At 50.2% G+C, this 12,750-nt stretch carries 9 protein-coding genes; 1 reads left to right on the top strand and 8 read right to left on the bottom strand.

What is annotated here, in order from left to right; genetic code table 11:
* Positions 1–24: 24 nt before the first annotated feature.
* The 3 genes from B5F38_RS00505 to B5F38_RS00495 all read right to left on the bottom strand — a co-directional run bounded on the left by B5F38_RS00505 (position 25) and on the right by B5F38_RS00495 (position 6,423).
* Complete coding sequence (locus B5F38_RS00505; protein ID WP_158096816.1) at positions 25–1,359, bottom strand: alpha-L-fucosidase; 1,335 nt, start codon at positions 1,357–1,359, stop codon at positions 25–27.
* Between the two features lie 388 nt (positions 1,360–1,747).
* Positions 1,748–4,396, bottom strand: a complete 2,649-nt coding sequence (locus tag B5F38_RS00500) for an AsmA-like C-terminal region-containing protein (protein ID WP_241147779.1) — start codon at positions 4,394–4,396, stop codon at positions 1,748–1,750.
* An 8-nt stretch (positions 4,397–4,404) separates the two neighbouring features.
* Positions 4,405–6,423, bottom strand: a complete 2,019-nt coding sequence (locus B5F38_RS00495; RefSeq protein WP_087407360.1) for a tetratricopeptide repeat protein — start codon at positions 6,421–6,423, stop codon at positions 4,405–4,407.
* A 448-nt stretch (positions 6,424–6,871) separates the two neighbouring features.
* Between B5F38_RS00495 and B5F38_RS14435 the strand changes: the two genes are divergently transcribed.
* The gene (locus B5F38_RS14435) at positions 6,872–7,438 is read left to right on the top strand and encodes a hypothetical protein (RefSeq protein WP_206422463.1); all 567 of its coding nucleotides are present in this window, start codon (positions 6,872–6,874) and stop codon (positions 7,436–7,438) included.
* Between the two features lie 508 nt (positions 7,439–7,946).
* On the opposite strand, the gene B5F38_RS00480 is transcribed toward B5F38_RS14435, so the two are convergent.
* The 5 genes from B5F38_RS00480 to B5F38_RS00460 all read right to left on the bottom strand — a co-directional run bounded on the left by B5F38_RS00480 (position 7,947) and on the right by B5F38_RS00460 (position 12,629).
* Positions 7,947–8,546 (bottom strand): hypothetical protein, encoded by a 600-nt coding sequence (locus B5F38_RS00480; RefSeq protein ID WP_087407358.1) that lies wholly within the window; start codon positions 8,544–8,546, stop codon positions 7,947–7,949.
* Positions 8,547–8,584: 38 nt separating this feature from the next.
* Positions 8,585–9,577 (bottom strand): hypothetical protein, encoded by a 993-nt coding sequence (locus tag B5F38_RS00475; RefSeq protein WP_143240875.1) that lies wholly within the window; start codon positions 9,575–9,577, stop codon positions 8,585–8,587.
* 30 nt (positions 9,578–9,607) lie between these two features.
* A complete protein-coding gene (locus tag B5F38_RS00470; RefSeq protein ID WP_143240874.1) occupies positions 9,608–11,011 on the bottom strand; it encodes a hypothetical protein in 1,404 nt (467 codons plus the stop codon).
* Between the two features lie 267 nt (positions 11,012–11,278).
* Complete coding sequence (locus B5F38_RS00465) at positions 11,279–11,836, bottom strand: DUF308 domain-containing protein (protein ID WP_241147778.1); 558 nt, start codon at positions 11,834–11,836, stop codon at positions 11,279–11,281.
* 79 nt (positions 11,837–11,915) lie between these two features.
* A complete protein-coding gene (locus tag B5F38_RS00460) occupies positions 11,916–12,629 on the bottom strand; it encodes a methyltransferase (protein ID WP_087407354.1) in 714 nt (237 codons plus the stop codon).
* Positions 12,630–12,750: the final 121 nt, after the last annotated feature.

The following is a 12,750-nucleotide window of genomic DNA, read 5'->3' as shown; positions in this document are numbered from 1 at the left end:
ACAATTTTAGATAGGATTGATTTGTTAGAAAACCGAAACGGTACTGATGAGCGGACAGGCTTTGCTGTCGGTTATCTTCACACGGATATAACGGGCCTGCGTACCACTGCCATACGAGGTAGTGTCGTCGTTCTTGGCCATGATGCGTTTGTAACCGATTGTGGTACCGGTAGCAAACGAATCCCACGAACCGTTGTCCTGGCTGGTTTCAATAGTAAAGCCCTTTACGCGTTGTCCCAGCGCGATATACTCTTGCAGGGTAACGTAGTGAATCGTTTTCAGCTCGCCCAAATCTATAACGAAAGTACCCGTAGTTTCGTCGTCGTTGGTAGCCCAGTAGGTAGTCTTGTCGCCATCGGTCATGTTCGAAGCGGCAAAATTACCCGGGGTACGGGTCTGCTCGGCCGTTACATTGGCGTGCAAGGCCATGTCGTTGCTCAAACGCTCGGTGAGCAATGTACCCAGACCGCTGAGGCTCGTGCGTACGTTGTCGGGCATTTTCCCGTCGCTGTTGGGGGCACAGTTCATAATCAGCGTAGCATTGCGGCCTACACTCTCGAGATAGATTTTGAAGAGTTGCTCGGCCGACTTGGCTTGTTCCGACGAGGTCCAGAACCACTTTGACGTCGTTCTTACATCGACCTCAGAGGGCATGAACAGCAGACCGTCTTCGGCACCTACATTATTGGTGGTTTCGCTATTGACTGCGTTTACGTCGAAATTGGACCAGCAGGTCTTGCCCGAATAACCGTCTTCGTTACCGCACCAGCGGAACTCACGTCCCCATACGACACAATTGGGCTGCATTTCGTGAATACGTTGCGTGAGGTTATCCCAATCGTAATAGGTCTTTTTGTCGATTGTACGGGTTGTCAGGTAAGATCCGCCATAGTAACCGCTACCGCCGTTGGCACCGTCGAACCAGATTTCGAACAATTCACCGTAATTGGTACAAAGCTCGGTAATCTGTTTCAAGAACACGTCGGTCACATAGGTGCTCGAGGCATAGTATTCGTTGCTGGCATCCCACGGCGACAGATATACACCGAATTTCATACCATATTTTTTACAGGCTTCGGAGAAGAGTTTGGGAATATCGACCTGCGCACTTACCCCGCCACCGTTCGTCACACAGAAATCGGTGCTCTCGGTAGGCCACAGACAGAAACCATCGTGGTGCTTGCAGATAACCACGGCCCCTTTCATACCGGCAGCGTGCATCGATTCTACCCATTGGTCGCAATCGGGAATCGTCTGCGGTGCATACTCTTTAGGATTGGGCCGGCGATCATTTCCCCACTCGGTACCCACAAAGGTATTGGGTCCATAATGCGAGAATCCATAAAACTCGGTCTCCATCCAGTTTAATTGTCTCTCGGTAGGTACCGGAAAAACAGGAGCCGGAATATTATCGGGATTCGGGAGGTTTTGCTCCGTAAAATCTTGCGATTTCACAGAAAAAGTCATACTTGTCATTCCTATGACAAGCGAGGCTAATGTTAATCTTTTACAGATATGTCTCATAATATTATATATTTAACCTTACAAAGATAAAATCCACATCAGAATAAAGCAAATACAATTTATATTTTATATAGCATTGTTAATTCATAATCACTTCACTCCTCCTTGGCCGGGTATAGATACAGCGAAGAGGGGAAACCGTCGGTATAACCGATCGGGTTCCCCTCCTCTGAATATCAGCTACGGGTACATTGTACCTCTGTATTCTCTGCTACAACATCGATTACTTGCCGCTTCCGTACTGTTTCTCGATTAGCTTCTCGGCCTCTTCCTTCAAGTTCTGGGCCTGCTTCTCGGCCTCCTCGACCAGCTTCTTGCCGGCTGCCTGAGCAGCTATCTTGGCCAACGGATTCGAGGCTTTTTCCACCAGTTTCTCACTCTCGGACTGGGCGGTTGCAATCAGTTTGTTGCCGGCATCTTCGGCCTGTTTGCGAATGGCTGCCTTCTGGGCCTCCACATCTTCGGCATCGACACCCAGCACTTTCGAAGCGACCGTACTGGTCACCACATTCTTCACCACCTCCTCGGTATTCAGCTTGATCGAAGGCTTCGTAAAGGTTCCCCCGATGGTAGCCGATACGTTGCTCAAGGCGCCGGCTCCAGGAATATTGATTTTGGCCGTGTAGTCGATAGTCTGGTCGAGCCCGGTGACACCCGAGAGGTTCATGGTGATGTTGCCCATCTTGATGTCGAAAGGCGAAGTCTTCACCTTGCCGTCGGCTATGGCAAAGGAGATTTTCAAATCCTTGGCCTCGATGTTGCGCAACTTGTCGTTCTTCAACAGGGTTGCCAACTGGCTGAACACCTCGATATTCTGCAACTGTATATCGTTCGACTGGATAACACCTTGAGCCGTCAAAGTATTCAGGTCGGGCGACATCTGGCTGTCGAGGGCCGACTTCAAATCGAATTGAACCGAATAGGTTCCGCCCGTTTTGGCAAATATGGGAACAATCTGCTTCACCATATCGAGTTGATCGAACGTCTTCTCGAACGAGGCTTTCTGTATATCGAGGTCGAAGTTGACTTGCGGCTGCAATGCGTTCTGGGCCGTCGAATAGGTACCGTTGGCCACCATCGTACCGCCGAAGGCTTTCAAGCTGAGCGGAGTCATGCGCACGGCCCCGTCGGCTACGACCAGTTTGCCCTTCACCTGCTCGAGCACCATCTTCTGGAACAGAATCTTGTTGAACGAAGCGTTCAGGGTCATGTCGATATTCTTGGGCACCTCGATGGCCGAGAGGGCTGTCGTATCGGCCTCGGCCGTCGGCTCTTCGGTCGTTTCGCTCTCGCCCATCAGTTCGTTCAAATCGAGCAGCGACGAGGTAACCGTTAGGGTACCCTTTATCGTCTCGTCCTTCAATACATAAGCCAGATAGTTGGTGAGTGAGCCCTGGGCCTGCAGGTCGCTCTGCCCTACCTTCACATCGAGTTGCGAGAGCGACATGGCCTTGGCCGAAATCGAGGCCTGAGCCTTCTTCACCGCTACGGCGGGCATTCCCTTCATGGTCAGGTCCATGTCGGCAATCGAGAAGGTACCTTCGCCCTGTATCTTTTCGTAGTTCTCTTTTTCAATATCCGACATGCGTCCGGCCAGGCGCAAATCGGCGGTAACGATACCACTCAGGCTAATCGAGTCGCCCAGCGGATAAATATCCTTGACTTTACCCAGATGTACCGTACCTTTGGCCGTAGCCTTGAAGTTCAAATCGGAGATGGGCGTAGCCGCATAGAGTGTGGCCTGGAAGGGGTTGCCGGCCATATTGAGCCGGAAGTCCGACAGGTCGATAACTGTCTTGTCCAACACACCGCCGGGGTTGCTCACGGTGGCGGCTATCTGTATGCCGTTGATTGAAGCGGGCATCCCCTCGTAGCTGAAGGTAGCGTCGTTTACACCCAGCGTAAGGCCGAACTGCGGCATGGTGTCACCCTCCATACGCCCCTTGGCAAAGGCCGTGAGCGACATGTTGCCCGTGGTGCGCAACTTGTCGAAATTGTTTTGATAGATGGCCGGTATCAGCGACAATATCTCTTTGAAGTTGATTTCGGGCGTGTTTACCTTCAGGTCCATATCCATGGCTCCGTTGTCGAGCATGGCCACCCAACCGTCGAGATTCAGCGTAATGGCGTTGAGACTCAACGAATTTTCCTTCAAGGTAAACTTGTTGTTCTTCAAATCGGCCGATACTGTCAGTTTGGCTTCGGTCCGGGCCTGTTTCAGGTAAGAGGCTCCGCCCATGGCAAAATAGATATTCTCGCACGAGAGCTTGCTGTCTATATCGGTCACGTCGGCACTCATGTCGCCCGAGAGTTTCAGATTCAACTTGTCGGTATAGAACTGCATCTGGGTCGAATCGTCCAGATAGACAAGGGTGGCATCGATAATCTTGAAGTGTTTCAGTTTCAGCCTGAAAGCCGACGAGCTCTCCTCCTCGACCGTATCCTCCTCGGCCACGGTATCGGGTTTCATGATATCCCAGTTTACCCGCCCGTCGGCCAGCTTCACAGCCTTGACGGCCGGCCGGTCGAGCACGATGTAGTTCACATCGAAACCCTCGTCACCGAAAAGGCTCATCACATTGACAGCCACATCGATAGAGCGAGCCGATACCAACGTATCGCCCTCGAAGTCGCCCACGCCCGAGAGGGAGAGCCCATTCAACTCGATCGAGGCACTGGGGAAATGCGAGAAGAGGCTGATGTGAAGCGACTCGAAGTCGAGCCGGGCATTCAACATCTCGTTGGCCTCCTTCTTTACAATGTTCATCACTTTGTCTTGGAAAGCAAAGGGCAAGACAAACATCAATACCAAAATTGCCGCCAGGGTTATGCCGGTAATTTTCAAACCTTTTTTCAGACTTTTGTTCATCATGGTCGCTATTATTGGTTGTTCTGTTGTCGTTTCTCACGCAGCTCCTCGGCTATGGCCCAGTGGCGGGCAGCCATGTCGGGCATATCGAGTTTGATAAAGGTATCGCCCAGGCGGTCGTGTGCCGTGGCATGGCCCGGTTTCTGCTTCACGGCCTTGGCAAAATCGGAGAGTGCCGAGTCGTAATCGCCCTGCTTGTAGCGCAACTTGCCCCGGTTGTAGAGGGCCTTGAAGTTGAGCGGGCTCAACCGCACGGCCTCGTTGTAACAGGCCATGGCCTCGTGCTCGTCGCCGCTATCCTCGAGCGTAATGCCCTTACGCACCCAGGCATCGACCATCGTCGGGTCGAGCGACAACGCCTTGTCGAAGTTGGCCAAAGCCGCCCGCACATCTTTGGCCTTGGTGATGCACTCGTTGCCCAGCAAATAATACTCCCGGGCATATTGGCGCAGCACCGCATCCTTATCGGCCAAAGCCTGTTGCAATTCGCGATTCCGGGCCCTCAACTGATTTATCACATTCAGTTTGCGACGGATATAGCGCTGGATTACCGGCTTCTCAATGTCGTACCGGGTGTGAATGGCTTTGAAAAACGATTGCAGCATGAGGTCGAAATCGCCTTCGTCGAAGGCTTTCACCGTATCGGCATACAGGCGGTCGGCCTGGGCCAGCTTGAGCGACTGCTCGATGAGCGCCGGGTTGTTGAACTCCCGGCTGAACCGCACAATATCGGAGTTGACAAAGATGTCGCGGTGCATGATAGGCTTCTTCAGGACAATCCCCTCCAACGACTTGCAGCGGCTCAACGCCACATAAGTCTGCCCGCCGGCAAAGGCTCCGCCGGTAAAGTCGACAACCACCTTGTTGAAGGTCAACCCCTGGCTCTTGTGCACCGTAATGGCCCAGGCCAGCCGGATGGGAAACTGCACGAAAGTACCCAGCACATTCTCCTCGATACTCTTCTCTTTCTCGTTATAGGTATACTTGATATTCTCCCACACACAACGCTCCAACTCATACAGTTCGCCCGACTCGAGCACGACCTCGATTTTCTCGTCGGGGGTAATGTCCGACACGATGCCTATCGTGCCATTCACCCACCGGCGTTCGGGATCGTTTTTGATAAACATGACCTGAGCCCCCTTCTTGAGGACCAAATCGAGCAGCGTGGGCAAACTTCCTTCCGGGAAATCGCCTTTGATTTCACCGTGAAAAGTATGCTCCTCGCCCGGCAGACGAGCCAGCCGGTTTTCGTTGATATAGTCGACCTGGTCGCGACGGGTTGCCAGGGTAATCGAGAAATCATCCTGATTGCCATCGTATTGCGGTATATAGCGACTGTTCAGGATCGTGAGCTCTTCGCGAGTAGCCGTGTTGTTGCGTATCTTGTCCAGAATCTCGACAAAGCGGCTGTCCTGCTGGCGGTAGACCGTCTGCAACTCGATAGGCACCAGGGCCATCTCGTGGAACACCCGGGCCGAAAAGAAATAGGCATTGGGATAGAAGCGGCCCAGAATATCGCGCATGTCGGCCGTCACCACCGGCTCCAACTGATAGACGTCGCCCACCAGCAGCAACTGCTTGCCACCGAACGGCAGGCGCATGTTGCCCGAATAGACGCGCAATACCCGGTCGATGAAATCGATCATATCGGCCCGCACCATCGAAATTTCATCGATGATAATCAGCTCGACCTCACGCAAGAGCTGGCGTTGCTTTTTGTTGTACTTGAGCAGGTCGTAGATGCGACCGCCGGTCAGACTCAAGTCGGGATCGTCGGGCAGCATGGGCCGGAACGGCATCTTGAAAAACGAATGGATGGTGCTGCCGCCCACATTGATGGCGGCCACTCCCGTAGGAGCCAGCACAACATGCTTCTTCTTCACATGCTCGCACACATACTTCAAAAAGGTAGACTTGCCTGTGCCGGCTTTTCCGGTAAGGAATACCGACTGATGCGTATAGCGAATAAGGCTCAAGGCATCTTGAAACTCTTTATTCGTTGTATCTATGGTGGGCTGCTTGTCCATGAAGGCTTTTCTTATTTTCGACAATTTGCAAAGGTAGCGTACGACAAGCCAGACGGCACTGTAAGCAAAGCTACTTTCCTGCTCGAGCCCAACCGACCGCTACCCTATCCAAAGGTAGCGATTTCTTTTTATATAAAAAAATTATTGCTGTCCGATAAAGCAAAACTGCACAGACCTTCAAAAGCAAAGAGAAAGTAGAGTATATGCTACTTCATTGAAGAGTAAAAGAAAAAGGGAGAACCTTTCGGCATCGAGTCGATAGATTTTTCCTTTTTATATTCTCTCTGTTCTTTTTTATTGTTGTAGTTAGAGAGCAAGGCTGAGAATTGGATATTACAGATTTGCAGATGGTTTAAGCAATGCTCAACGGAATAAATTATATATTCCTTTGCTTATAACTAAATAGGACATAATCCGTATATTTGCGATAAACAAAAGAAAACATAATATGAACATGAATACACACGCATTTGGACTTCTTCTGCTGATCACTTTCTTTGCCACAAGTTGTAGTCATCAAGGCACGGGCCATCATCGTGAAAACGGCTGGTATCGCATTATAGACGGACAAACAGACAGTATCGCTTCCACTCCTATCATTACGGTAAAAGAATTTACCGATTTGAGATTGGACGAAGATTATTTTGGGAAAAGCGTGATAATAGGAAATGTAAGTAAACATAAATTGCAAGCGTGGTCCGATTCGACAGAACAGCTGGTAGACAAGCGAATGGGATTTGTATTCAATGATTCCGTAATTACCGCGCCTCGTATAAATATGAGATTGGAAAGTGGCACATTCCAAATAGCGACAAATAAGAATTATGATATGAAGTCACTATACAGAAGTCTTTTAAACGAGAAGAAAGATTCTTTGGATGCTCTGTTCAAAAACAAAGGCTGGGAAATAGACACCCTTTTTTACAACCGCCTGGGACAGGTTGAACAGGATTCAATCATAAACTCTTTGGATTATAATGATGCTTGTGCCATCATAGTGGGCTTTGAAAGATAATTGGTCAGTAAGTTTCTGGAACTTAACTTATTTGTGCTGACATTTAGCGTATGCAACGCATTGTTCCCGTCTGGACGGGCCGTTGAAGAATATAGACTTCTGTTTAAGAATACAATAAAGGGAGAATCTTTCGGTATCGGACCGGAGGGTTCTCCCTTTAATCAATTTGAAATATTTAGAGGGAATATTTCAGCTCTTCTATTCTTTACAGTCTATATTCATCCATATTGAAATCTCGGGCGCATCATATTCTACATCTTTCTCTTTACCTCCGAAGTTTAATAGCAATTGGTCTCATGTAACGTATAACAACCACACGGATTTCTATTACTCATTAAAGAAAAAGGGATATATTATGATGGTTAATAAATAATATATAGCCTCTTCAGGTCCTGAATTTTAGTTGATTTTCGACTATTGATTCGTATAAACACTTATTACTGGTCCCCCAAAAAGCGAAAGGACGCTTCAAAACGAAACGTCCTTTCAAAAACTGTTTTTCTGCCGGTCAGAACTTCACTCCCATCGTCAAGGCAAACGAATTGTTGTGGTCGGTTAGCGTTGATATTTGAGGCGAAATAGCCAACGCCTGATTGATGACACCGGGATCGAAGAGGTCGTCGGAACCCGAAGGCAGCGGAGAGAAGGGGAAAAGCTCGCTGCGACGATAACGGTGCATATAGGCAACATCGACATAGACATTGGCAAAACGGTACCCAAGCCCTACGGTAAAGTAGTTGGTCTCCCGGTCGAGGGTAAACATGGTCAGGGTCCCGGCAGTAGGAATCTCATGTCCCGACCTGTACTCCGATTTCACAGGAGACGTTTGGTAGGCATAGCCCAACCGAGCACTAAACTGCGGAGTAATGCGATATTCGCCACCCACCTTGAAAGTATGCACGGGAGAGAGCATCTCGGAAATTTCGTTGTTTGTATTGTAAAACATGTCAATTGTATAGGGATCGTCGAACGACATGTTGTTATTGGCCGTATACTCGTAGTCGAAACTCAGAATACCACCCTGCCCAAACACGTAGGCGGCACTGGCAATCATGCGCCAAGGCGACTCAAACTCGTAGCTGTAACTTCCGTTAGGCGTCTCGGCCAAATCGTTATACGAGGTCCCGCTACGGTCGAAATTATATTTTACGGCAGCCGAATAGGTACGGTCATTTTGTAATAGTTGGGGGTATGGAAAGCAAAACCCAACCGGAAGTTATTGGTTGCCCGCATAATCACACCCAAGTTGGCCTTGATACCCGAGCCGTTGGTGTGCAAGGCATTCTGCATGAGATACCAGCCATTGGTATTGGCGCTGCTCACCGAGCCGTTATCGTCGGGCAGATAACCCCCGGTAAAGTTCTCGCCATATCCGCTCTGTATGTCATACGAAAAGTCGGTAACTGCAACGCCGATACCCCAGTAGAAGACATCGTAGATATTACCGCCGATGTTGAAGTTGTACTCGTCAATCGAGCCTTTCTCCCGCACATACAGGTCGCCGGTAGCCGAAGTCCCGCTACCCACGACACTGCTCCAGGTATTTGAGCTCTTTGGGTTAATCAGGTACGACTGATAGCCCAGCACATTGAGCCAGGGGCTGCTGTCGTAAGGGTCGAAACTGGAATTGTTGCTCGACGCCAGATTGTCGACCGAGATTCCATCGGAGAGTTTGGCGATATACCCCGATAGCGAATTGGCACCCGAGATATTGGCATAGCTGGTTTTGTATGAGCGGTCGAACGACTTCTGCTTGTTGTAGGCAAAGCCGAAATTCAGATTCTTCAGGGCCTCCTGATTGAAACGAACGGTCCAGACAAAACCGAAATTGTTGCACGAGAATTTGAACTTACTGTCGGAGTAGTTATTACCGGCAGTATTCACCGTGCTCACCTGATTCGAAAAGTCGATGGTGGCGGCAATGTCGGAGTTTCTATAGACACCTATACCAGCCGGATTCTGGCCCAAGGTCGTTATATCGCCGCCTAATGCGCCGAAGGCTCCGGCCATGCCCATATACCGGGCCGTACCTCGTATATCTTGTTGTGAATATTTCAAGGCATCGACCACGCCTTGACCAAAGAGCATGGAGCTGCTACAAAGAGCAACTCCAGCCAAAGCATATTTTACCGTTTTCATATTGTTCTTACTTGATGATTCACGTCTTGCTTATCTACGACCTCCACGGCCTCCTCCACTGGATCCCCGCGAAGAGGTACCGCTGCTTCTTCCCGACGAAGAGGATGGCGCCGAATAGCTACCCGAAGAGCGACGGCTCGACGATCCGCTCGAGAAGCTCGAGGAACGCCCCGAAGTCGAGGAGTTGCGATTGAACGAAGAGCTTGAGCTCGAGCTGCTGCCCCGTCGACTGGTACCGACAGTACCACTGTTGTAACCCCTGTTATAGCTGTTGCTCGAGGAGCTCGGACGGGTATTGATTGTCGTCTGTCTGCGACTTTGAGTCGTCGACGGAACCGATACCGAGCTCGACGACGAACTGGTGCCTCGGCGAGAAGTATTGGCAGAGCCGAAACTATACCCACGATTCGAATTGGAGCTGGAGCTATTGCTGATGACCGTTCCCCGGTTGGTGCGAACACCATTTACAGAACTGCTGCCATTCGACGATGAAGAAACACTGGTCGTTGCTCGGCGACTGGTCGTAGTCGACGCCGAAGTCGAAGCGGTACCCACCGTTGCCCGACGTCCGGTAGTCGTCACCCCATTGCCCGACGATACGATATTACCGCCATAGCGATTGGGCTGACGCCCGTTGGGAGTATATTGCGGACGTGCCGGAGCATTCCACCCGTAGTAGGGACGATGGTAGTAGTAGGGCGAATAGTAGTGATGGTGATGGAAATAGGGACTGTACCACGAGTTCCATCCCCAATAGCCACCCCAGTAGCCGCCCCAACCGTAGTAGTAGGGATCATATCCCCAACCAAACCGCCACGGGCCCACACTCCAGCGCCACGACCAACTGGTATAGGAATAGGGTGTCCACATGTAATCCCAGTACCAGGGATTCGTCCAGGTGGGAGTTACCCAAGCATAGTTGTCCGAAATGTAGACATTCCAGTCGTTATTGTCGAGGAAATAAATATCGGAATAGAAGGGATCGCTTACCGACACCACAAACTTGGGGTTGTGGAACCGACGAATACGCAGGGCATACTCATAGTCCGAAGCCGATCCGTTGAAACCATTCAGGTAGTAACCGTCATCGCCATTCTCGTCGACAATATTATACTCGACATAATTTTCCTGCTGATTGGCTGCCAACTGATCGAGGGTCACCTCCGGAGCCGAACTGCCTCGACGATTGTACTCGTCGACATCGAAGAACTGTTTGTCGGCAGTCATCACCAACGTCTTCTTCACAACCGTATCCGAAGCTGCCCTGACGGCGGCAGCCTGCGCAGCTTTCTCCTTTGCCTTTTGCTCTACAATCGGATTCTTATCATTCGGATTATAATAAATATCATCTTCGATTACATACGAGCTTGCCCTGGCAAAGCTCACCCCAAGCATCGGCAATATAATCAACAGGGCAAATCTTCTTGTTTTCATAACCACTTCTCCTTAGTTTAATTACTCTATTGATTGATTCTATAATTTATCCATTAGACTTTTCTTTCAAAAAATAGTTTAACGGCCTTTCTACTAAAAGAAACTAAAAAGCCGATATATACTGCATACAGTTCTCTTAATTTTCTACAAATATACTCTTTTCCTGCTTATAAGAAACACCCACAAAAGGATTTAACGCACTTAAACAAAAAGCGCTCACCTCCGATAGAGACGAGCGCTCGATGCAAAACAGCCTGTCGGGAACCGTCATTGAGCCTTAGGCCGTAACGAATAGCCGAAAAGGATAAGTGTGATACCCCAGTAGAGGAAGGCTGCGGCACATAAAAAGACAATCGAGAAGGTGGCCATGAAAGGCATCGACAAAAACAGGAATCCAAGAACGAGCAGCAACAGACCGTTGATGAGATAGACCCACCAGTACCGGTGCGTAGAGGTCATGGCAAATGCCGAAGCCAGATTGGAAATACCCTTGTACAGGAATATGAATGCAAAGAAGAAAGGTAACACCGTTTCGCTGAACGAAAGATTCCCCACCAAAATGAAACCAATGAGTATGTCGATGACACCCCCGGCCAACCACCAGCCCCAGCCGCGCACCTTACGCTTTACATTGTTCGATACAATGAGCTGCACAACACCAAACAAAATCAGCATCCATCCCAACAGCATGGAGAGCACTTCATAGCCCAGTGTCGGCTGCGACCAAAGCCACAAGCCGCAAGGTATCATCAATAACCCGACTACAATCAGGGCCCACCAATACTTGGTTTTGCCCCAGAAATACATGGTTGAAATATCCATCATAGCAAATAGTTGTAATTAAAATTATAGATTCACACAAACTACAACTATAACAGTCGGGATACCGCATTTGTTCCGGGTTTTACATTTTCAGATAAAAATCACGGGTAAGCGACACATAGTCTGTTGTGTAGCCCGCACCCCGCTGTTCGATAGCCATGGCATGGGTCTGCAAAGGCCGGCGTGCCCTGCCCCACTCCGACAGCAACCGTTTGGGTGCTCGCCCCGCGATACCCGACACATAAGTGAACCGGGCCGGATAGAAGCCGTGCAACAAGGCCACAAAGGTGAGATGCTCCTCCAAATCGGCCGGTGAGATAAGCGACACACGTCCGCCCGGCAACAGCAGCGCAGCTGCCCCCTCGAACAGAGTCTCGTAGTCGAGCGTACCAGTGTGCCGGGCCCTCTCCCGACGGCTGTCGGGCGGCAACAACGACTGCACGAAATAGGGCGGATTGGAGAGAATATGGTCGTACCGCGGCCGGGTGTATCGGCCGAACCAATCGCCGAAATCGGCCTTATAGATTGTGACACGGTCGCTCCAGGGCGACAGTCCCGCATTCAGAGCCGCATCGCAGGCAGCCCCGAAATCCAGCTCGACGGCGTCGATACAAGCCGCCGAGCGTTGAGCCGCCATGAGAGCTATCAGCCCGGTGCCGGTCCCCACGTCGAGAATGCGCTTGCCCTCTCCGATGCGACACCAGGCCCCGAGCAACACCCCATCGGTACCTACCCGCATGGCGGCACGCTCCTGATAAATCGTAAACTGCTTGAATTTGAAAAAAGAATTTGCCATATTGCTTTGCTTTGGGCATGCAAAATAAACAAAAAAACATAATAATTTCGACAATGCCCTCTTATTTGCGTAACTTTGGCACGCCTGTTGCAGGATAACATAAAATAAGAGACAGGGGAAG

The organism is Barnesiella sp. An22, assembly GCF_002159975.1.
In the GTDB taxonomy this organism is placed as follows: Bacteria; Bacteroidota; Bacteroidia; order Bacteroidales; family Barnesiellaceae; genus Barnesiella; species Barnesiella merdigallinarum.
The sequence above is the reverse complement of the archived record's forward strand: the minus strand, read 5'-3'. Positions and strand labels throughout refer to the sequence as shown.